Raw genomic sequence first — 20,067 nt, 5'->3', positions numbered from 1 at the left:
GCGACCTTCAGGGGAAAGTGCGCTGGCCAAAATGGGCTGGGAATGGGATTCAGGCCGAAACGGGACCATACTCAGCACAGTGCGATTTCGGCTGGGGCTGGGGCGCCGGCGTCAGTTGGCAAAATTCGATCAACCGTGATCCAGATCAGGGTTTGCCCTTTGAATGGTTTCGCCCTATGGCTATAGTGGTCTCAAGCTAATGGAATGGTTTCGTTATGATTATCTACCTGCACGGCTTCGATGCCACCAGTCCCGGAAATCACGAGAAGGTGCTTCAGCTGCAGTTTGCGGATGAAGACGTTCGTTTTATCAGTTATTCCACCCTGCATCCGCGCCACGATATGCAGCATCTGCTCAAGGAGGTGGAGAAGCAGAAGCGGTTCAGCGACGATCCCTTTCCTCTGATCGTCGGGGTGGGCCTGGGGGGATTCTGGGCGGAGCGGATAGGCTTCCTCTGCGGCATGCGTTCGGTGGTGTTTAATCCCAACCTGTGGCCGGAAGAGAACATGGAGGGGCTGATCGACCGTCCCGAGGAGTACCGTGACATCAAGGAGAAGTGCGTCACCGCCTTCCGGGAGAAGAACCAGGGACGCTGCCTGTGCGTGTTGGCCCGCAACGACGAGGTGCTGGACACCCAGCGTATTGAGCGTGAGCTGAGTCGCTACTATCCGGTGATCTGGGATGAAACCCAGACCCACAAGTTTAAAGATATCTCCAAGCAGCTCAGGGCATTGTCACAGTTCAAGCTGGACGCCCGGGACTGCGCCTGAGTCGGTGAAACGCAAGGCGGCCCAGGGGTCGCCTTTTTGTTTGCTGCTATATTGAAAACAGTTGGGTGACGGTGGGTGCTTCGATGAAACGGCTGTTGATGAGGGTGACCGGCAAGGTGCAGGGAGTCTGGTTTCGGGCGTCAGCCCAGGAAACCGCACTCCGGCTCGGGGTCACCGGCTATGTGCGCAACCTGGATGATGGCAGCGTCGAAATGCTGGCCCAGGGGGCCGACAGGGCGGTAGATGCCATGCTGGACTGGGCCCATCAGGGCCCGCCCCGTGCCGAGGTGTCCGACGTCCTGGTGTCCGACTATGACGGCAGCGACCTCTACCTGGATTTCGAAGTTACCGAGTGACGCTGCCGTCGACAGAGGAGACCGCCGTCTCGGCGGGCTGGGCTGGCGGCTCCGCCTCAAGCGGCGGCATCTTGCTGGGCTGGGTCATGCGCCGGATCTGGATCACCATCCCCATCCTGGGGTGATCGAAGTAGTGCAGTTCCCGGCTGCGCACCCGCCGGCTCTGCTCCAGGCGTATCCGGTGCAGGAAGGGCTCGGTTTCCACCGCCTCTTCCGCGGCCACCTCCATGGGCAGAGTCGCCCCCCTCTCCATTGAGCCTTGCGATGCCGAGGCGACATCCCGCTCCACGGGCGTCACCGACCGCACCCCCTCCTCCCTCAGCTGCAGCTGGGTGTCGATGTGAAGGAACTGGTTCAGGTAGATGCGTATCCAGCCATCCAGTTGCCACAGGGGCTGGCTCTGCGGCTCCGAGGGCATCAACCAGGCCAGATCAAAGGCGTTGATGCCATCGCCCTGTGGCTCTGCCGACTCCTCGGGCTTGAGCCGGCCATCGCTCTGATAACGACCGGCAAAGTTGTGGCCGCCGTACAGGCGGTAGGCCTGGCTGTTGCCCCGGCTGTACACCGGCTGCTGCCAGCCGGTGTGCAGCAGCAGCTTGACGCCGCCGCTCCTGAGTTTGGCCAGGGCCTGGTCAAACTCCAGCTTCTCCTCCGGCAACAGGTAGGGCTTGCCCAGGCGGGGATCGCCCATGTTCCTGGTGGTAACCCGCACCGGAAGGTCACTGGGCTGGGAGGGCTCCGAAGTCTCGGGGGGGCACTCGGGCTGGTCCGGTTGCCAGCCGAAGCTCTGGCAGTCGCTCAGGGCCAGCTCCAGGGCGCTGGTGTCCGGCATTACCTCGGGCCCGAGAAGGTCCAGGGGCGCAGCGGGCTTCATCGGCGCCAGCTCCTCCGGGAAGCGTTCGCTGGTCTGCTGGGGGCGTTCAAACACCACCAGTTCCACCTCGAACCAGGTGGCGTCTTCGGCGGCGGCGTGGCCGCTGCCCAGCAGGGCGGTGAGCCCAAGCAGGGCGTGGTACAGTGACTTGCTCATCAGATCCCCAGTTGGCTTAACAGCTGCTCCACCGCCTCAAGGCGGGGGGCCGGTTCCTGTAACTCCCCTTGGAAGCGCAGTTTATTGGGGCCGTCCATCTTCAGGCGGCCTGCCTGAGATTGTAACAGACCGATGAGGATTTCCGGAGTCACCTTGGTGTCGGGCCCGAATTCGATGCTGCCGCCCTTGGCGTGGGCATCGATGCGGCGGATGCCGGCGGCCATGGCCCGCAGTTTCAGGCGGGTCAGGCTCAGCAGGTTCTCGCTGGCGTCGGGCAGCCGGCCGAACCTGTCCACCAGCTCCACCCGGGCCTCGGTCAACTCGTCTGTGCTGGTGCAGGAGGCGATGCGCTTGTAGATCGCCAGCCGGGTGTTGACGTGGGGAATGTACTCCTCCGGCAGCAGCGCCGGGATCTTCAGCTCCAGCTCGGTCTGGTCCGCCAGGATCTGATCCAGGCTGGGTTCCTTGCCCGCCTTGAGGGCGGAGACGGTCTGCTCCAGCATGTCCATGTAGAGGCTGAAGCCCACCTTGGCGATGTGACCGCTCTGCTCGTCCCCCAGCAGCTCGCCGGCGCCGCGGATCTCCAGATCCTGGGTGGCCAGCATAAAGCCGGCGCCCAGGTCCTCCAGCTGCTCGATTGCCTCCAGCCGCTTCTTGGCGTCCTTGGTGAGCTTCTTGCCCTGGGTTAGCAGGTAGGCGTAGGCCTGGTGGTGGGAGCGTCCCACCCGCCCGCGGAGCTGATGCAGCTGGGCCAGGCCGAAGCGGTCGGCGCGTTCGATGACGATGGTGTTGGCGCTGGGGATGTCGATGCCGGTCTCGATGATGGTGGTGCACACCAGCACGTTGAACCGCTGGTGGTGGAAGTCGCTCATCACCCGCTCCAGCTCCCGCTCGCGCATCTGGCCGTGGGCGATGGCGAAGCGGGCTTCGGGCACCAGCTCGGCGAGCTCCTTGGCGCACTGTTCTATGGTCTCGACGCTGTTGTGCAGGAAGTAGACCTGGCCACCGCGGAGGATCTCCCGCATCAGCGCTTCGCGGATCAGGTTGCCCTCCCTGGGGCGGACGAAGGTCTTCACCGACAACCGCCGGGCGGGCGGGGTGGCGATGATGGAGAGGTCCCGCATGCCGGACATCGCCATGTTCAGTGTGCGCGGAATCGGGGTGGCGGTGAGGGTGAGGATGTCCACCTCGGCCCTCAGCGCCTTGATCTGCTCCTTCTGGCGCACGCCGAAGCGGTGCTCCTCGTCGACGATCAGCAGGCCGAGATCGGTAAACTGGATGTCGGACTGCAGCAGCTTGTGAGTGCCGATGACGATGTCCACTTTACCCTCCGCCAGTTGCCCCAACACCTGTTTCTGTTCGCCAGCGGTCTTGAACCGGGACATCACCTCGATGCGCACCGGCCAGTCGGCAAAGCGGTCGCGGAAGTTTTCGAAATGCTGCTGGGCCAGCAGGGTGGTGGGCACCAGCACCGCCACCTGTTTGCCGGCGGCCACCGCCACGAAGGCGGCGCGCATCGCCACCTCGGTTTTGCCAAAGCCCACATCGCCGCACACCAGACGGTCCATGGCGCTGGAGGTGCGCATGTCCCGCACCACCGCATCGATGGCGCTGTGCTGATCGAGGGTTTCCTCGAAGGGGAAGCCGGCAGAGAACCGCTGGTACTCCAGCTCATCCAGTTCGAAGGCGTGACCCGGCTTGCTCTCTCGGCGGGCGTAGATGTCCAGCAGCTCGGCGGCCACATCCCTCACCTTCTCGGCGGCCTTGCGCCTGGCCCTGTCCCAGGCCTCGCTGCCGAGGCGATTGAGCTGGACCTCGGACTCCTCGCCGGCGCTGTAGCGGCTGATGAGGTGCAGGGCGCTCACCGGCACATAGAGTTTGGCCTGGTCCTTGTACTCCAGCACCAGGAACTCGGTGCTCATGCCGCCGGCCTCCAGGGTCTGCAGACCCTGGTAGCTGCCGACACCGTGCTTGAGGTGCACCACCGGCTGGCCCACCTTAAGCTCCGCCAGGTTGCGGATCAGGGTGTCGGAGCTGACGGTCTTGCGCTGGCGGCGGCGCTGGCGCACCCGGCCGCCCAGCAGCTCCTCCTCACAGATGAGCGCCAGCCCCTCCTGCTCCAGCAGCACGCTCTGCTCCAGCGGGCTGACGATGATGCCGGTGGCGGCATCGGCCTCCAGGAAGCTATCCAGGTGATCAAACTGGGTCAGGGTCAGCTGCATGGGGCGCAACAGCTCCAGCAGCGCCTCGCGCCGGCCCTCGGACTCGACACTGAACAGGGTGCGCCTGGCCTCGGCCATCCGCTTGGCCAGCGCCTGGGTGGGGACCTTGAGCTGGTGGTTGACCGCCACCTCGCCGATGGCAGCCGCCTTGGCCCTGGGCTCCCTGGCGATCTCGCTGAGCGTCCGGCTGAGCTGGATGCGGCCATGGGGCTTCATCTGCGAAAACAGCTCTTCGGTATTGAGGAACAGGGTCTGAGGCGGCAGCAGCGGCCGCAGGGGATCCACCCCGTAGTTATCAAACCGCTGGCGGGCATCGGCCAGGAACTTGTCACAGGCGCCCTGGATCTCCCCGGTGGTCATCAGCTGCACCTGCTCCGGCAGGTAGTCGAACAGGGTGGCGGTGGTCTCGAAGAACAGCGGCAGATAGTTCTCCACCCCGGCTGGCATCAGTCCGCGGCTGATCTGCTGGTAGACCGACTCTGTTTCGTTGCTGATGCGGCTGAAGTGCTGACCCCAGCGGCTGCGGAACCCCTCGATCGCCTTGTCGTGGGTGGGAAACTCCCGGGCCGGCAGCAGCCGCACCCGCTCCAGGCTGCCCTGGGTGCGCTGGCTGTCCACATCGAAGGTGCGGATCGACTCCAGCTCATCGTCAAACAGGTCCAGGCGCAGCGGCTGGTCACTGCCCATGGGAAAGAGATCGATGATGGCGCCGCGGACGGCGAATTCGCCGTGCTCGTACACCTGCTCCACATGGTGGTAGCCCGCCTGGGTCAGGTTGTGGCGCAGCGCGTCGATGTCGATCCTCTGGCCGGGCTCCAGCAGCAGCACGCTGCTGCCGACGTAGTCCACCGGGGGCAGCCTCACCAGGGCGGTATTGACCGGTACGATCACCAGCCCGCTGCGGGTCTGGGGCAGGCGGTAGAGTGCTTCGAGTCGCTGGGAGACGATGTCCTGGTGGGGGGAGAAGCTGTCATAGGGCAGCACCTCGCGGTCGGGGAACAGGGTGACCGCCATCTCAGGGCACAGGTAGGAGAGCTCCTGCTCCAGGTGCAGGGCGCTGGGGGTGTCCTGGGTGATCAGTAAGCTGACCCCCTGATGCTGTCGGGCCAGACGGCTGATGGTCAGACTCAGGGCGCTGCCGGTGAGGCCGGTGAGACGGCGCTTGCAGCCGGCACCGGCGGGGGCCGGGGCCAGGGGGGAAAAACTACTCATGATTCGGGCTTACTGAAGTTAGGTGCGGCTATTGTAGGCAAGGGGGGCTGGGGCTTCCACCCCCGGTTTTTGGCGGAGGGTGGATCCCAGGTGAATCTTTGTCCGCCAGTTTGCCGAAAGCGGCCTGACTGGCCCCAGGCCTAGGGGGCCTGCTGCTCCCGCCTGGCCTGGGCGCGGGCGCGCAGCATCCGCTGCTCGACCTGCAGGCTGGCGTGGACCAGGCGCTCCTGGTCCCCCTCGATGATGCTGGTGAAATCCAGGGTCCACGAGTAGCCGGATTCCTCCCGTTCGCAGCCGGTCAGCTCGGCGACGGCAAAGACCGCCACGTTCTCCTCCGGAATCAGTATCTTGATCTCCAGTATTGCTCCAGGCTCCAGGGGGTGATCGCAACGCACCAGGGCGCCGCTGCCGCCGAAGCGCACCCCCTGGCAGCGGTAACGGGCTTCGGTGCTTTTTTCCAGTTGCATCTGCAGCACCATATCCAGCTTGAGATTCTGCAGGCTGAGGTACTCCGCCAGTTCGGCGGCCTGTTGGGACAGGCTGGCCATCAGAGGCTGGCAGCGCTGCTCCACCTCGTTGACCTGGGCCATCAGCCTGAAAGCCCTGGGCATCATCGCCAGCAGGGTGTCGGCGTCCACCAGGCGCTTGTCTCCGGGCAGGGGATCGGCGAACAGGGTGAATTCGCAGGGGACGCTGAAAAAGCTTTGTTGCGTTTCGGACATGGCCTGAACTTGTCTATTGGGGGCGAATAACTTTATTATCCGATAACTTATGTAATTGGCAAATGGTTAGATGTCACCCACTGTCTCCCTGCTTATCGGGTTGCGTTACTGGCGTGCCCGCAAGGACACCCAGTTTGTCTCCTTTATTACCCTCTTTTCCGTCGTCGGCATCGCCCTGGGCGTGGCCGCGCTGATCGTTGTCAGCTCGGTGATGAACGGCCTGGAGGGAAGGCTGAAGACCCGCCTGCTGGGGGCGGTGCCCCAGGTGCTGGTTTCCCAGGGCCGCCACATAGACGATCCGCGGCCGCTGCAACAGACGCTGTCGGCCCAGCCCGGGGTGCTGGGGGTCACGCCCCTGGTGAGCACCGAGGCGATGCTCCAGGGGGAGGGGGCCCTCGGCGGCGCTCAGGTGCTGGGGGTGGATCCCGAGCAGGAGTCTGGCCTCTCCACCGTCTCCGAACACCTGATCAGCGGCCGCTGGGAGGAGCTGCGTGCGGGGGAGTACCGGATTCTGATGGGGGCCCGGCTGGCAAGCCGGCTTAACCTGGTGCCCGGAGACCGGGTTCGGGTGATCTCCGCCACCGGCGCCGTCTATGGCCCCATGGGGCGCCTGCCCAGTCAGCGGGTCTTTACCCTGGCCGGGGTGTTTGAGCTGGGTGCCGACGTCGATGGGCACCTGGCCTATGTCCACATCGAGGATGCCGCCCGTCTGACCCGGTTGGGCAAGGGGCGGGTGGCGGCCATGCGCCTGTACCTGGATGACGCCTTCAAGGCCCCCGGCCTGGCGGCACAGCTGCAAAGCCAACTGGGGGAGAGGTTCCGGGTGCAGGATTGGCGCAGTGACTACGGCCAACTGTTCGGCGCGGTGAAGATGGAGAAGAACATGATGGCGCTGCTGCTGGCGCTGATCATCGCCATCGCTGCCTTCAATGTGGTGTCGGCCCTGGTGATGATGGTGACCGACAAGACGTCGGACATCGCCATCCTCAAGACCATGGGACTGAGCCGGGCCTCGGTGATGGGGGTGTTTTCCGTTCAGGGGATGACCAGCACCCTGCTGGGGGTGGCCATCGGTGCCCTGGCCGGACTGCTGCTGGCGTTCAACCTCCAGGGCGTGATGGCCGCGCTGGGGATCTGGCTGCTGCCTCCGGGCCAGCCCCTGCCGGTGATCCTCGATTATGGTCAGATCGGACTGATCCTGGCCGGCGCCATGGTCATCAGCTACCTGGCCACCCTCTACCCCGCTTGGCGGGCTTCCCTGATTCAACCCGCTGAGGCGTTACGTTATGAGTGATCTGTTGCTGCGTTGTGAGCAGCTGGGCAAGGAGTACCGGGAAGGCAAGTTGGCCACCCGGGTGCTGACCGATCTGAACCTGGAGGTCCGCGTCGGCGAGCTGCTGGCGGTGGTGGGCAGCTCCGGTTCGGGCAAGAGCACCCTGCTGCACATCATCGGCACCCTGGACAGTCCCAGCGAGGGACGGGTCTGGTTTAAGGGGCAGGACCTGTTCGCCCTTGGGGACGGCGCCCGCACCCAGTTGCGAAACCGGGAGCTGGGGTTCGTCTACCAGTTTCATCATCTGCTGCCGGAGTTCAGCGCCCTGGAGAACGTGATCATGCCCCTGCTGATCGCCGGCCAGACCAGGAGGGAGGCCAGGGGCCGTGGCGAGGAGCTGCTGAAACGGGTGGGACTCAGTCATCGCATGCAGCACAAGCCCTCGGAGCTGTCCGGCGGCGAGCGACAGCGGGTGGCCATCGCCCGGGCGCTGGTGAACAAGCCCGCTCTGGTGTTGGCGGACGAGCCCACCGGCAACCTGGATGAGCACACCGCCGAAGAGGTGTATGAGCTGATCCGCGAACTGGCGGCCCAGGAGGGCACCGCCTTCGTGGTGGTGACCCACGACCGCGAACTGGCGGCCCGGCTGGACAGGCAGTTGATGATGCACGGCGGTCGACTGCAGGAAGCCCAATGAAGAACCTGGCCCTGATCTGGCAACTGGGGTGGCGCTTCCTGCGCACCCGTCACAGCAACCGCTTCATCTCGGTGATCTCCCTCTCCTCCATCATCGGGGTGGCCCTGGGGGTGACCGTGCTGATCCTGGTGCTCTCCGCCATGAACGGCTTCGAGCGGGAGCTCAAGGAGCGGCTGCTGGCGGTGGTGCCCCAGGCGGAACTGATCGCCGTGGACAGCCCCATTCTCGACTGGCAGACGATGGCCGCCGACGCCCTGAGCGAGCCCGGGGTCGAGGCGGCCGCCCCCTTTACCCTGGTAGAGGGGCTGCTGCAGAAGGGAGAGAAGCTCAAGGGGGTGTCGGTGCGCGGCGTCGACCCACAGCTGGAGCGGCGGGTTTCCGACGCTCGGCGCTACATGCCCGCCGCCGCCTGGCAATCCCTGGCCGGCGAGGGGGCTCCCCTAGTGCTGGGCAAAGCCCTGGCCAGTGAGCTGGAACTCAAACTGGGTGACAGGGTCACCCTGCTGGTGCCCCGCCCCACCTCCCAGGGGCAGAGGCCTCCGAAGCGGGTGGTGTTTACCCTGACCGGATTGTTTGACCTCGGCGGTGAGATCGATCGCACCATGGCCTTTACCAGCCTGGGCAAGGCATCGCAGATCCGCGACTTTGGCCAGGGGGTGGGTGGCTTGAGGCTGAAACTGGTCGACCTGTTTGATGCGCCCGGGGTGATTCGGGCCGTCGGCTACCGTCAGACCCACTACCTCTATCTGAATGACTGGACCCGAACCCAGGGCCACCTCTACGCCGATATCCAGTTGATTCGCAGCCTGATGTACCTGGTGCTGGTGCTGATGGTGGCGGTGGCCAGCTTCAACATCATCTGCTCCCTGGTGATGGCGGTGCGGGACAAGCAGGCGGAGATCGCCATCCTGCGCACCATGGGGCTGGAGCGCCGCGCCGTGATGGGCGCCTTCCTGGTGCAGGGGGCGCTGACCGGCCTCACCGGCTGCCTGCTGGGCGCCGCCCTGGGCAGCGCCCTGGGATGGCGCCTGTCGGACCTGGTTCGGGCCCTGGAGCAGAGCCTGGGGGTGACCCTGCTGTCCGGGGAGGTCTACTTTATCGACTTCCTGCCGTCACAGCTGATCTGGAGTGATGTGGTAACGGTGACCCTGCTGGCGTTCCTGGTGACTGTGCTGGCCTCACTCTACCCGGCGTGGCAGGCCGCCAGGCAGGAGCCGGCCCAGGCGCTGCGTTGAGCGCACCACACACAAAAAAGGACGCCTAGGCGTCCTTTTTTGTTTTCTGGTTTCAGCGTCAGGGCGGATTATTTGCCATTGCCATTGCCATTGCCATTGCCATTGCCATTGCCATTGCCATTGCCATTGCCATTGCCATTGCCATTGCCATTGCCATTGCCATTGCGTTTCATTTGGCGCTTCTTCCAGTTAAACAGGATGGAGTAGCGCCATAGGCTGTTGATCACGAAGTAGGTGAACAGCGAGCTGAGAATGGCCAGCACCAGGCACCCCAGCAGGAAGGGTTCGCCGATCTGTCCCAGGCTGCTGGTCAGCCACTCCCAGGTCAGTTCGAACTGGAAATGCCCGGCTTCGAGCCCCAGCAGGGAGGCGCCCACCAGATAGGCGAAGTAGAACATGAAGGGCATGGTGACCGGGTTGGTGAACCAGACGGTGACCACCGCCAAAGGCAGGTTGACCCCGAGAACGATGGCGGCGGCCGCGGCCAGAATCATCTGGAAGGGGACCGGGATCCAGGCCATAAACATGCCGGCCGCCAGGGCACCGGCGGCAGAGCGACGATTCAGGTGCCACAGTCCGGGCTGGTGGATCACATCACCGAACAGTTTCAGGTGTTTGTGATCTTTCAGCTTGTCCGGGTTCGGCATCAGCCGTTGAATGGTCTTTTTTGGCATAGCGGTTTGTTATCGCCTAAACAGAGTCAGGTGAACAGGTTTCTTCTGGGTTGGGTTGCGGCCGTCAGCTCGGGCCTATTCTGGCCGGCACTGCTGCCTCCCTGGTTTCTGGTCGTCATCGGAGCGGCCGTCCCATGGCTTGTGCGGCCAAGGCCGCTGTGGGCCGGACTGCTGCTGGGCGTCTGCTGGTTCGCCTGGCACGGCGACCGTCATATCTCTGCGGCACAGCCCCTGAGCGAGGGGGAGCACCTGCTGGTGGCGAGGTTGATCACTTTACCAACCCGCGGCGCACTATACCAGCGAACTTTATGGCAGGTCGAGAGAATCGATGAAACGCCATTGCAGTTTCACCACCCCGATCGCATCTGGCTGAGTTATCAGGGTGAGACCAACTGGCAGGCGGGTCATCTGTACCGACTCAAGGTCACCCTGAGACCCCCGATGGGCACCTTTAATCAGTTTAGCTGGAACCAGCGGCGTCATGCCCTGGCCAATCGGGTGGTGGCCCAGGGGCGCATCCTGGCGATGACCCCGTTGGCGGAGAGAAGCCACTGGCGGGTGCCCCTGGCGCAGAGGCTGGAGCAGGCGGTGGCCGATCTGCCCAGGGGGGATCTGCTGCGGGCGCTGGCGATGGCCGATCGCCGAGGCCTCACCGATGAGCGTTGGGCCCAGCTGCGTGCCGGCGGCCTCACCCACCTGGTGGCCATCTCCGGGCTGCACCTGAGCCTGGTTGCACTGTTGCTGGTGACCACCCTGGGCTGGCTGGCACGCTGTCTGCTGCCGAGCCAGGGGGGAGCAGCCCGCCTGGCGGTGTTGCTGGTGGCGGCCTTCGGCGTGACGGGGTACGCCCTGTTGGCGGGCCTGGGGCTGGCGACCCAGCGGGCGCTGATCATGGCCCTGGCGGCGATGCTGATGCTGGCCACCGGTCGCTTTGGCCGGCCCTGGGAGCTGCTGCTTCGGGCGGCGGCGCTGCTGTTGCTGCTCGATCCCCTGGTGGTGCTGGGCCCAGGCTACTGGCTCTCCTGCTGCGCGGTGGCGGCCATCCTGCTGTTGCTGGCCCAGACACCGCAGTGGTGTCGGGGCAAGTTGGCCCGCCTGGTGTGGATCCAGTGCGGCCTGACCCTGCTGCTGGGCCTGGTGCAGTTGGGGTGGTTTGGCAGCCTCTCCCTGCACGCCCTGTGGGCCAACCTGCTGATGGTGCCCTGGGTGTCGCTGGTGGCGCTGCCGCTGACCCTGGTGGCGGCGCTGATGAGCTGGTTGTCACTGCCGGCGGCCGACCTGGCGCTGCGGCTGGCGGACGGGGCGCTGTGGCCGCTGGCGTCGGTGGCCAGGCTGGCCCACGCCCTGCCCGGTGACAACCTCGGCTGGCCCCACGGCCTGCTCTCCCTGGCGCTGGTCCCGATCGCCCTGTGGCTGATCTGGCGCCCTCCCATGGCCTACGCCAGGGGACTGGCGCCGCTGCTGCTGCTGCCGGCAGGGCTGCATCTACTGCCGGAGTCGCCGAGGTTGTGGCGACTGCATGTGCTGGACGTCAGGCAGGGGCTGAGCGTGGTGGTGGAGAAGCAGGGGCGGGCGATCCTCTACGATACCGGCGCCGCCTTTCCGTCGGGGTTCAGTTACGCCGAGCGGGTGGTGACCCCCTTTCTCCGGGGGCGGGGAATTGGCCACCTGGACTACCTGGTGCTGAGTCACAGGGACAATGACCATGCCGGCGGCGCCGGGGCGATTCATCGCCTCTGGCCCGAGGTCAACCAGATTGCCGGTGACGGCTGTACGCGAGCGCCCACTCACTGGCAGGGGCTGACCCTGGCCTGGCAGAAGTTTGACTACGCCGGCAACAACGGCTCCTGCATGCTGCGAATCTCCGATGGCCATCACAGCGTGCTGTTGCCGGGGGACATCGAGGCTACAGCCGAGGCCAGGATGCGTCCGCAGCGGGTCACGGTGCTGGTGTCGCCGCACCATGGCAGCCGCAGTTCCAGTACCGACGCCTGGGCGCGTGCCGTTGCCCCCAGCCTGGTGATCCATGCCGCTGGCTGGCGCAACCGCTGGGGATTCCCCCACCCCGAGGTGCTGGTCCGCTACCGGGCGCTGGGAGCCCGCCAGAGAACCACCGGCAGGGTGGGGCAGGTGAGCGTTCACTTCCGGCCGGATCGGGTGGAACTGCTGAGCTACAGCGAACGGCTGGCCCCCTACTGGTACAACCAAAGGGTGTGGTAATTGGCGGTTTAATCGACATTTGTCCGCCATGCGTTGGTATCCATCCGCTGTGTGGGTAGAATGGCCCCTTGAATTGAAACTCGGTTAACTCTATGAGCGCCAAACCAACTCCAATGGAGAGGGGACAGACCTGGGCAACCTTCAAACGCCTGTGGCCCTATGTCCTTCCCTACCGCGCCGCCTTCCTCGTCTCCGTCCTGGGGATGATCACCTACGGGGCGGTGGACGCCGGCATGATCTGGCTGGTTCAGCCCCTGATCGACAATGGCCTGAACGAGGGCAGGAGCGAAGTGCTGCGCATGGCCCCCTTTATCGTGGTGGGGATGTTCCTGATCCGCGGTGTGGCCAACTTTATCTCTACCTACTGCCTGGCCTGGGTCAGTCAGAAGGTGGTGCAGACCATGCGCCAGAAGGTGTTTGAGAAGTACCTCAGCCTGCCGGTGAGCTATTTCGACACCCAGAGTTCCGGTGACCTGATCAGCCGCATCACCTATGACACCGAACAGGTGGCCCGGGCCTCCAGCAGTGCCTTGGTGAGCATGGTGCGCGACGGCGCCACGGTGATTGGCCTGCTGTTTATCATGTTCTACCAGAGCTGGCAGCTGTCGCTGATCTTCTTCCTGATCGGTCCGCTGGTGGCCTGGGTGATCGCCGTGGTCAGCCGCCGCTTCCGTAAGGTCTCCAAGGCGATCCAGCAGGCGATGGGCGGGGTGACCACCGCCTCCGAGCAGATGATCAAGGGGCATAAGAACGTGATCGCCTTCGGCGGCCAGGAGATCGAAGCGGAGCGTTTCGCCCGGGTCAACAACCGCAATCGTCAACAGAACATGAAACTCTCCGCCGCCCAGGCGATCAGCCAGCCGGTGATTCAGATCATCGGTTCCGGTGCCATCGGCGTGGTGCTCTATGTGGCCAGTTTCGACTTTATCCTCAGCAGCCTGACCCCGGGGACCTTCGTCACCATCATCGGCTCGATGATGGGGCTGATGCAGCCGATGAAGCACCTGACCCGGGTTAATGCCGACTTCCAGCGGGGGATCACCGCCGCCCACACCGTGTTCGAGGTGCTGGACACCGCCGATGCGCCGGACAACGGTACCCTGGAGGTGGAGCGGGTTCAGGGCGCCATCAGCTTCCGCAACGTCACCTTCTGCTATCCCAACACCAACAAAGAGGAGCCGGCCCTGCGAGACGTGTCGCTGGAGGTGCCGCCCGGTAAAACCCTGGCCCTGGTGGGGCGCTCCGGCTCCGGCAAGAGCACCATCTCCAGCCTGTTGCCTCGCTTCTATGACGCCGGCGAAGGCCAGGTGCTGGTGGACGGGGTGGATGTCACCGAGTATCGCCTGAGCAGCCTGCGCCACCAGATCGCCATGGTGTCGCAGCAGGTGACCCTGTTCAACGACACCATCGCCAACAACATCGCCTACGCCTGTGACCACTGCAGCCGCGAGCAGGTCCAGGCCGCCGCCGAGGCCGCCTACCTGATGGAGTTCGTCAAGGATCTGCCGGATGGACTGGAAACCATGGTGGGGGAGAACGGCATCCTGCTCAGCGGCGGTCAGCGCCAGCGCATCGCCATCGCCCGGGCGATCCTAAGGGACGCGCCCATCCTGATCCTGGACGAGGCCACCTCGGCCCTGGACACCGAGTCGGAGCGCGCCATCCAGGCGGCCCTGGACAACCTGCAGCGGGGCCGCACCTCGGTGGTGATCGCCCACCGCCTCTCCACCATCGAAAACGCCGACATCATCATGGTGGTGGACAAGGGCCAGGTGGTGGAGCAGGGCAGCCACCAGCAGCTGCTCGAGCACGGCGGTATCTACAGTCAGCTGCACCAGATGCAGTTTGGTGACAATGAGTAACTGGATAGAGCGCGCCTGGCAACAGGGGAGCCCGTTGCTGTGGCTGCTGGCTCCCCTGGCCGGGCTGTTTATCCTGATCAGCGGCCTGCGACGGCTGCTGTTCCGCCTCGGGGTCCTCACCAGCATCAAGCTGCCGGTGCCGGTGATCGTGGTGGGCAACCTCAGCGCCGGCGGCAACGGCAAGACCCCGGTGGTGCTCTACCTGATTGAGCTGCTGCGGCGCCACGGTTACAAGGTGGGGGTGATCAGCCGTGGTTATGGCGGTCAGGCCGAGACCTGGCCCCAGTGGGTCGGGCCGCAGACCGACCCCGCCCTGGTGGGGGATGAACCGGCCCTGATCGTGCAACGCACCGGCGCCCCGATGGCGGTGGGGCCGGACAGGATCAAGGCGGCCGAGCTGCTGATGGAGCGGGCGGAGGTGGACGTGATCGTCGCCGATGACGGCCTGCAGCACTACCGGCTCGGGCGCGACATCGAGCTGGTGGTGGTGGACGGTGAGCGCCGCTTCGGCAATGGCCACCGGCTGCCGATGGGGCCGCTGCGGGAGCCGGTCAGCCGCCTCAAGAGCGTGGACATGGTGATCTGCAACGGCGGTCGTCCTAAGCCGGGCGAGTATGCCATGACCCTGGCCCCGGACGGGTTGACGGCGGTGGATGGCAGCGACACCCCCTTCGATGCGGACCTGGAGATCGTCGCCATGGCCGGCATCGGCAATCCCCCCAGGTTCTTCACCTCCCTGGAGGAGCAGGGGCTGTCGCCCCTGCGCTGCGTGCCCTTCGCCGACCACTACCTCTACAGTGAGGCGGAGCTGGCGGCGTTAACCCCAGACGGCGAGCTGTTACTCATGACGGAGAAAGATGCGGTCAAGTGCCGAGGTTTTGCCCGTCCCAACTGGTTTTACCTACCGGTAACTGCTAATTTACCGGAAGATTTTGACAGCGCCCTGCTGTCACGGCTGAAGGAATAAACAATGGCGTTCGATACCAAACTGCTAGAGATCATTGCCTGCCCGGTGTGTAAGGGCAAGCTGGAGTTTAACGCGGCTGAGCAGACCCTGACCTGTAAGGCCGATCGTCTGGTTTACCCCATTGATGACGGCATTCCGGTGCTGCTGGAAAACCGCGCCACCGAGTTGAAGGAAGACTGATGATGGGCTTTGTGGTGGTCATCCCCGCCCGCTACGCCTCGACCCGGCTGCCGGCCAAACCCCTGGCGGACATCGCCGGCAAGCCGATGATCCAGTGGGTCTGCGAGCAGGCCCAGGCCAGCGGCGCCGATCGGGTGGTGGTGGCAACCGATGACCAGCGGGTGTATGACGCGGTCAAGGGGTTTGGCGCCGAAGTGGTGATGACCTCGGCCCACCATCACTCCGGAACCGAGCGTCTGGCCGAGGTGGTGGAACTGCTGGGCCTGTCTGAGGAGCAGGTGGTGGTGAACGTGCAGGGGGATGAACCCCTGATTCCACCCGCCAACATCCGCCAGGTGGCGGAGAATCTGGTGACCAGCGGCCTGCCGATGGCCACCCTGGGGGTTGCCATCGAGGACGCCGAGGAGATGTTCAATCCCAATGCGGTCAAGGTAGTGTGCGGGGCGGACGGCCGCGCCCTCTACTTCTCTCGGGCGCCCATCCCCTACCACAGGGACGGCTTTGCCCACGGACCGGCGGTGAGCCCCGGCGCCCTGCGTCATGTGGGGATCTACGGTTACCGCGCCGGCTTCATCCGGCGCTACGTCGGCTGGCCGGCGAGCCCGCTGGAGGCGATCGAGTCCCTGGAGCAGCTGAGGGTGCTCTACTACGGTGAGGGGATCCATGTGGAGGAGGCGAAACAGACGCCGCCCGCCGGTGTGGATACCCCGGAGGACCTGGAGCGGGTTCGCCGGACACTCTGTCATTGAAAAGGGCGGTCTGCGGGCCGCTTTTTTACCGCCTGGGGGTAACGACGGCGCTCACTCCGGCCATACTTCAGAGCGGGCCAGGTTGAGCTGCTGTTGTAAGGTGGTGGTGAGTGACAGGCCGTTGAGATACTCGCCGGTGCCCCACTGGTAGGTAAGGCACAGCACCGTCGCCAGTATCACCCCCCGCCAGGTGCGGGTGCCGAACAGCAGGCTGAAGGCGACGGCGCCGAACAGGCCACCCGCCAGCCAGCCCCAGGGAGCACTGATCCTGTCCAGGGAGAGCTCCAGCAGCGCCAAAGAGATGCAGACCGTCAGCCCCCCCAGCAGCGGGCCCGGGGTGGGGGAGCGGATCAATACCGCCGTCCCGTAGACCGGCACCATGGCCACCAGCAGGACCAGGGTGGCGAAGATCAGCAGGTCAATCATCGAGTCTGTCCCGTTCCTGGTAGAGGGTTTCGACCCAGCGCTCGGTAGTGACAAAACGCCAGCTCCAGCTTGCCAGCTCGGTGGGGAAAGCGCTCTGCCATGAGGCCAGGGAGCCTTCTCTGTCCTGTTTCCTGGCCCACAGGATCGACGCCTCCAGCATCTGTTGGAACCTCAGCAGCTCCTGGCGACCGGCCAGTTCACCGTGTCCGGGAATCACCCTGGTGTCGGCATCCACCCACTTCAGCGCCTCGGAGACGGCCTCGAGATAGCCGGTGACGCTGCCGCCCCCCTTGAGATCCACAAAGGGAAACATGCCGTTGAAGAACAGATCCCCCATATGCACCACATTGGCCTGCTCGAAGCGCACCAGGCTGTCGCCATCGGTGTGGCCGTCGGCCAGGTGAATGACGCGGATGGTGTCACCGTTGAGGTGGAAGATCAGCCCCTCTCCGAAGGTGACCAGCGGCAGTTGGGCGGGGTTCACCCGGTCGTCGCCCGCCAGCCTCAGCCGCACATTGTGGTGGGCGAACACCGTCGCCGGCGGGGCAAACTCGGCGTTGCCGCCGGTGTGATCCCCATGGTAGTGGGTGTTCAGCACATAGTTGACCGGCCCAGGCTTGATGGCGGCCAGGGCCTGCTGGATGCGCCCGGCCAGGGGGGCGAACTGGTCGTCGATGATCAGGATGCCGTCGGCGCCGGCACTGACGCCGATATTGCCACCGCTGCCGGTGAGCATATGCACGCCCTGGGCCACCTCCTGGCTTTGGATGCGCACATCCTTGAAGCGGTCCTCGGCGTTCAATGGCATCGACAAGAGCAGGGTCATGAGAAGCAGCTTGCGCATAACAGATCGTCCTGATGGTTGTTTGTTGTTGAAAATAGCATCGATCTGTCGAGGTTGATATAGGGAATGCTGATGACTCATAAGAGGTCAAGCAGGCTGGATGACGGGGGGCGGCCACCGGGCTGAAGCGCGGTTATCCAGCCGACCATGAAAAAGGGGCGCCCATCGGCGCCCCTTCGTTTCCTGGCTAGTAGCTGTAGGTTAGATCCAGGTAGTAGTAGCCGCCGTTGAATCCGAACGGAGTGTTGGTCAGCGGGTAGAGGAAGATGCCGTTGAAGTTGTTGTCGTCGGGCCGCTTCTCCGGGTAGGTGTCGAACAGGTTCTGGGCCCCGGCGGTCAGGGTCAGGGCGTCGGTCAGGGCGTAGCTGGCACTCAGGTCCGTGGTCCATTTGGCGTCATACTCCACCTCGGAGCGGGAGTAACCCACGGTGTAGGTGCCGAAGTAGCTGAACCTCAGGTGGGTAGTGAGATCGCCCAGGCTGTGGGTGAAGCCGATATTGCCCTTGTGGTGCAGGTTGGCGTCGGTGGCGCGAACCTCCTCCCGGCGGTCAAACAGCTGCGCCTCCTGGCCACTCAGGATGGTGGGCAGGTTCACCGACTGAATCTTGGTGTCGTTATAGGCGTAGGCCAGGTTGGCTTTCAGTTCACCCCAGCCGTTCAGGTCAAACTCCTGGGTAGCCACCAGGTCCAGTCCCTGGGTACGAGTATCCAGGCCATTGATAAAGAATCGGGCGGACTCGGCATTGGTGCCTGCGAACAGGGCTTCAATTTGTGGGGAGGATTCCTTGTCCACGGAGCCGGAGAGGATGATGCGATCATCCACATCGATGCGGTAGGCATCCAGGGTGACGGTCAGGCCGCTGTCGTGGCTGTAGACCAGCCCCAGGCTGTAGGAGTGGGCGATCTCCGGCTTCAGCTCATTCACACCCAGGGCCTGGGTGATGGGTGCCAGGGTGTTGAAGGTGCCGGATTCGCGGGGCACAAACTCGCCGGTGACCGGATCCGGGTCGAAGAAGGTGGAGATGTTGGTGAAGTAGAGCTGCTGCACGCTCGGGGCGCGGAAGCCGGTGTTGGTGGTGGCACGCAGAGCCAGGGCGTCGGTGAGGTCCCAGCGACCCGCCAGCTTCCAGCTGGTGTTACTGCCGAAGTCAGAGTAGTCCTCGTAACGGGCGGCGGCGGCCCAGTAGAACTGATCGCTGTACTGGTTCTCCAGCTCCAGGTAGAGCCCCAGGTTGTGGCGCTCCTCGTCTACGGCGGACTCGGGAGTGAACCCACCAAAGCCCTGGCTACCACCGGATTTGCCCTGGTAGTCACCACGGATGTAGGAGGCCGGTTCACCCGCCTCCACCTCATAGCCGCTGTTGCGCCAACTGGCGCCCAGGGCCACCACCAGCTCGGAGTCATTAATGAAGTCGTAGTAGCGGGAGACATCCAGATTGAGGTTGAGCTCATCGGTGGTCAGCTTGCCGGCGTCGAACTCGGTGGGGCTGGTGGGGCCCAGGGAGGCGTTCAGGCTGTTTCTCACCCGGTACTCAAAGCTGTTCCGGCCATAGCCGGCGGAGGTGTCCAGGCTCCACTCACCCAGTTCGAACTCATAACCCACCAGCAACGAGGTGTCGATGATCTCGGGATTGATCTGGGGCAGGAAGCCGTCGGGGTAGATCTCCGTCAGGTTGCGGCTGTCTTTGGCGCGGCGGTAGAAGGCGCCGGAACTGGACTCACGCTCGGAGTAACCGCCGAACAGGTAGAGCTGGTCATCGCCGCTGATGGCGGTGCCGCCGTTCAGGAACAGGCCGTAGTTCTGATAGTCGCTGTCACCTACATGGTGGTTGTTGCGATCGAAGGTCTCTTCGCGGGGGTCCGGGCTGCCATCGGCCAGCTCAGGGTACTGCTGGCGAGGGTCGTTACCGGCGCGGTTGGTGGGGTTCTTGTGATGGCTCTCCAGGGAGAGGTTCAGGAAGCCCTCGTTACCAAGCTGCATGCCATGGTTCAGGCCGAGGCGCAGCTGTTCACCGTCACCCTCATAGGTCTGTCCCAGGTGGGTACTGATACTGCCCCCCTGGTCGGCGTCCTTGAGCACCACGTTGATCACCCCGGCGATCGCGTCGGAGCCGTACTGGGCGGCGGCGCCGTCACGGAGGATCTCGATGCGCTTGATGGCGGCCATGGGGATGGCGTTCAGATCCACGTTGGAGGAGCCCTTGCCGACGGTGCCGGAGAGGTGCACCAGGGCCGAGGTGTGGCGGCGTTTGCCGTTGACCAGCACCAGGGTGTGGTCCGGGGACATGCCGCGCAGGTTGGCGGGACGCACCGCATCGGTGCCGTCGGTGACCGAGGAGAAGGGGAAGCTGTAGCTGGGGGCGGCGAACTGCAGCGCCTTGGCGGTTTCCAACTGGCCGGTGGCGGCCAGGTCTTCGGCGGAGATGATGTCCACCGGGGCGGCGGAGTCGGTGGCGGTGCGCAGGGCGATGCGTGAGCCCACCACTTCGATCCGCTCGACGCCGCCCTGTTCGGCGGCCAACAGGGGGGCTGGCAGGGTTGCTGCGACAGCCAACGCAACAAGGTTTCTAAACATCCGTACTATCCAAATAACTAAAGTGAATATGAAAGTGTGAGGATGTTAACATT

General features: G+C 64.5%; 16 protein-coding genes and 1 pseudogene. 10 read left to right on the top strand and 7 right to left on the bottom strand.

The features are described 5' to 3' along the window. Nucleotides 1–215 precede the first annotated feature (215 nt). Nucleotides 216–770 (top strand): alpha/beta hydrolase YcfP, encoded by a 555-nt coding sequence (gene ycfP / locus FCL40_RS10305; protein WP_136853214.1) that lies wholly within the window; start codon nt 216–218, stop codon nt 768–770. Nucleotides 771–853: 83 nt separating this feature from the next. Next, complete coding sequence (locus FCL40_RS10300; RefSeq protein ID WP_136853213.1) at nt 854–1,126, top strand: acylphosphatase; 273 nt, start codon at nt 854–856, stop codon at nt 1,124–1,126. On the opposite strand, the gene FCL40_RS10295 is transcribed toward FCL40_RS10300, so the two are convergent. The 3 genes from FCL40_RS10295 to FCL40_RS10285 form a co-directional block, all read right to left on the bottom strand. Beyond that, nucleotides 1,116–2,156: a CsiV family protein gene (locus tag FCL40_RS10295; protein WP_136853212.1), complete on the bottom strand. Its 1,041-nt coding sequence runs from the start codon at nt 2,154–2,156 to the stop codon at nt 1,116–1,118. The two genes, FCL40_RS10300 and FCL40_RS10295, sit on opposite strands and share 11 nt — an antisense overlap. Further along, nucleotides 2,156–5,590 (bottom strand): transcription-repair coupling factor, encoded by a 3,435-nt coding sequence (mfd, locus tag FCL40_RS10290; RefSeq protein ID WP_136853211.1) that lies wholly within the window; start codon nt 5,588–5,590, stop codon nt 2,156–2,158. Before mfd ends, FCL40_RS10295 begins: the two co-directional genes overlap by 1 nt. A 140-nt stretch (nt 5,591–5,730) precedes the next feature. Further along, nucleotides 5,731–6,312 carry a hypothetical protein gene (locus tag FCL40_RS10285; protein WP_136853210.1) on the bottom strand — a complete coding sequence of 194 codons (582 nt, stop codon included), beginning with the start codon at nt 6,310–6,312 and terminating at the stop codon, nt 5,731–5,733. Nucleotides 6,313–6,382: 70 nt separating this feature from the next. On the opposite strand from FCL40_RS10285, the gene FCL40_RS10280 reads away from it, so the two are divergent. Genes FCL40_RS10280 through lolE form a run of 3 tightly spaced genes read left to right on the top strand, consistent with a single transcriptional unit; the run spans nt 6,383 to nt 9,517 of the window. Beyond that, on the top strand, nt 6,383–7,606 hold the full coding sequence (locus tag FCL40_RS10280; protein ID WP_136853209.1) for a lipoprotein-releasing ABC transporter permease subunit: 1,224 nt from the start codon (nt 6,383–6,385) through the stop codon (nt 7,604–7,606). Further along, nucleotides 7,599–8,282, top strand: a complete 684-nt coding sequence (lolD, locus tag FCL40_RS10275) for a lipoprotein-releasing ABC transporter ATP-binding protein LolD (RefSeq protein WP_136853208.1) — start codon at nt 7,599–7,601, stop codon at nt 8,280–8,282. The genes FCL40_RS10280 and lolD overlap by 8 nt, the downstream gene beginning before the upstream one ends. Further along, complete coding sequence (gene lolE, locus FCL40_RS10270; RefSeq protein WP_136853207.1) at nt 8,279–9,517, top strand: lipoprotein-releasing ABC transporter permease subunit LolE; 1,239 nt, start codon at nt 8,279–8,281, stop codon at nt 9,515–9,517. Before lolD ends, lolE begins: the two co-directional genes overlap by 4 nt. Nucleotides 9,518–9,684: 167 nt before the next feature. Here the strand turns inward: lolE and FCL40_RS10265 are convergent. Further along, nucleotides 9,685–10,191, bottom strand: a pseudogene (locus FCL40_RS10265) (DUF2062 domain-containing protein); the annotation flags it as partial. Between the two features lie 30 nt (nt 10,192–10,221). Here FCL40_RS10265 and FCL40_RS10260 point away from each other — a divergent pair. From FCL40_RS10260 to kdsB, 5 genes are all read left to right on the top strand, one after another. Beyond that, nucleotides 10,222–12,411, top strand: coding sequence for a DNA internalization-related competence protein ComEC/Rec2 (locus FCL40_RS10260; RefSeq protein WP_169307073.1), 2,190 nt, complete (start codon nt 10,222–10,224; stop codon nt 12,409–12,411). Nucleotides 12,412–12,503: 92 nt separating this feature from the next. Next, nucleotides 12,504–14,273 (top strand): lipid A ABC transporter ATP-binding protein/permease MsbA, encoded by a 1,770-nt coding sequence (gene msbA / locus FCL40_RS10255; RefSeq protein ID WP_136853204.1) that lies wholly within the window; start codon nt 12,504–12,506, stop codon nt 14,271–14,273. Beyond that, nucleotides 14,266–15,240: a tetraacyldisaccharide 4'-kinase gene (lpxK, locus tag FCL40_RS10250; protein WP_136853203.1), complete on the top strand. Its 975-nt coding sequence runs from the start codon at nt 14,266–14,268 to the stop codon at nt 15,238–15,240. Before msbA ends, lpxK begins: the two co-directional genes overlap by 8 nt. Nucleotides 15,241–15,243: 3 nt before the next feature. Then, entirely contained in the window at nt 15,244–15,420 is a 177-nt protein-coding gene (locus FCL40_RS10245; protein ID WP_136853202.1) for a Trm112 family protein, read from the top strand. Between the two features lie 2 nt (nt 15,421–15,422). Next, nucleotides 15,423–16,169 carry a 3-deoxy-manno-octulosonate cytidylyltransferase gene (gene kdsB, locus FCL40_RS10240; protein ID WP_136853273.1) on the top strand — a complete coding sequence of 249 codons (747 nt, stop codon included), beginning with the start codon at nt 15,423–15,425 and terminating at the stop codon, nt 16,167–16,169. A gap of 51 nt (nt 16,170–16,220) precedes the next feature. Here kdsB and FCL40_RS10235 read toward each other — a convergent pair whose 3' ends face one another. The 3 genes from FCL40_RS10235 to FCL40_RS10225 all read right to left on the bottom strand — a co-directional run bounded on the left by FCL40_RS10235 (nt 16,221) and on the right by FCL40_RS10225 (nt 20,014). Beyond that, on the bottom strand, nt 16,221–16,595 hold the full coding sequence (locus FCL40_RS10235; protein WP_136853201.1) for a hypothetical protein: 375 nt from the start codon (nt 16,593–16,595) through the stop codon (nt 16,221–16,223). After that, on the bottom strand, nt 16,588–17,439 hold the full coding sequence (locus FCL40_RS10230; protein WP_136853200.1) for an MBL fold metallo-hydrolase: 852 nt from the start codon (nt 17,437–17,439) through the stop codon (nt 16,588–16,590). Before FCL40_RS10230 ends, FCL40_RS10235 begins: the two co-directional genes overlap by 8 nt. Nucleotides 17,440–17,626: 187 nt before the next feature. Continuing rightward, nucleotides 17,627–20,014: a TonB-dependent receptor plug domain-containing protein gene (locus FCL40_RS10225; RefSeq protein WP_136853199.1), complete on the bottom strand. Its 2,388-nt coding sequence runs from the start codon at nt 20,012–20,014 to the stop codon at nt 17,627–17,629. Between the last annotated feature and the right edge of the window lie 53 nt (nt 20,015–20,067).

Source organism: Ferrimonas sediminicola (genome assembly GCF_005116715.1).
GTDB lineage: Bacteria > Pseudomonadota > Gammaproteobacteria > Enterobacterales > Shewanellaceae > Ferrimonas > Ferrimonas sediminicola.
This window is presented reverse-complemented; position numbering and strand designations above follow the sequence as displayed.

Coding starts and splice junctions, on each gene's coding strand:
- mfd (WP_136853211.1), bottom strand. CDS start 5,590: ATGAGTAGTTTTTCCCCCCTGGCCCCGGCCCCCGCCGGTGCCGGCTGC.
- FCL40_RS10295 (WP_136853212.1), bottom strand. CDS start 2,156: ATGAGCAAGTCACTGTACCACGCCCTGCTTGGGCTCACCGCCCTGCTG.
- lolD (WP_136853208.1), top strand. CDS start 7,599: ATGAGTGATCTGTTGCTGCGTTGTGAGCAGCTGGGCAAGGAGTACCGG.
- ycfP (WP_136853214.1), top strand. CDS start 216: ATGATTATCTACCTGCACGGCTTCGATGCCACCAGTCCCGGAAATCAC.
- kdsB (WP_136853273.1), top strand. CDS start 15,423: ATGGGCTTTGTGGTGGTCATCCCCGCCCGCTACGCCTCGACCCGGCTG.
- lolE (WP_136853207.1), top strand. CDS start 8,279: ATGAAGAACCTGGCCCTGATCTGGCAACTGGGGTGGCGCTTCCTGCGC.
- FCL40_RS10225 (WP_136853199.1), bottom strand. CDS start 20,014: ATGTTTAGAAACCTTGTTGCGTTGGCTGTCGCAGCAACCCTGCCAGCC.
- lpxK (WP_136853203.1), top strand. CDS start 14,266: ATGAGTAACTGGATAGAGCGCGCCTGGCAACAGGGGAGCCCGTTGCTG.
- msbA (WP_136853204.1), top strand. CDS start 12,504: ATGAGCGCCAAACCAACTCCAATGGAGAGGGGACAGACCTGGGCAACC.
- FCL40_RS10245 (WP_136853202.1), top strand. CDS start 15,244: ATGGCGTTCGATACCAAACTGCTAGAGATCATTGCCTGCCCGGTGTGT.
- FCL40_RS10285 (WP_136853210.1), bottom strand. CDS start 6,312: ATGTCCGAAACGCAACAAAGCTTTTTCAGCGTCCCCTGCGAATTCACC.
- FCL40_RS10235 (WP_136853201.1), bottom strand. CDS start 16,595: ATGATTGACCTGCTGATCTTCGCCACCCTGGTCCTGCTGGTGGCCATG.
- FCL40_RS10230 (WP_136853200.1), bottom strand. CDS start 17,439: ATGCGCAAGCTGCTTCTCATGACCCTGCTCTTGTCGATGCCATTGAAC.
- FCL40_RS10280 (WP_136853209.1), top strand. CDS start 6,383: ATGTCACCCACTGTCTCCCTGCTTATCGGGTTGCGTTACTGGCGTGCC.
- FCL40_RS10300 (WP_136853213.1), top strand. CDS start 854: ATGAAACGGCTGTTGATGAGGGTGACCGGCAAGGTGCAGGGAGTCTGG.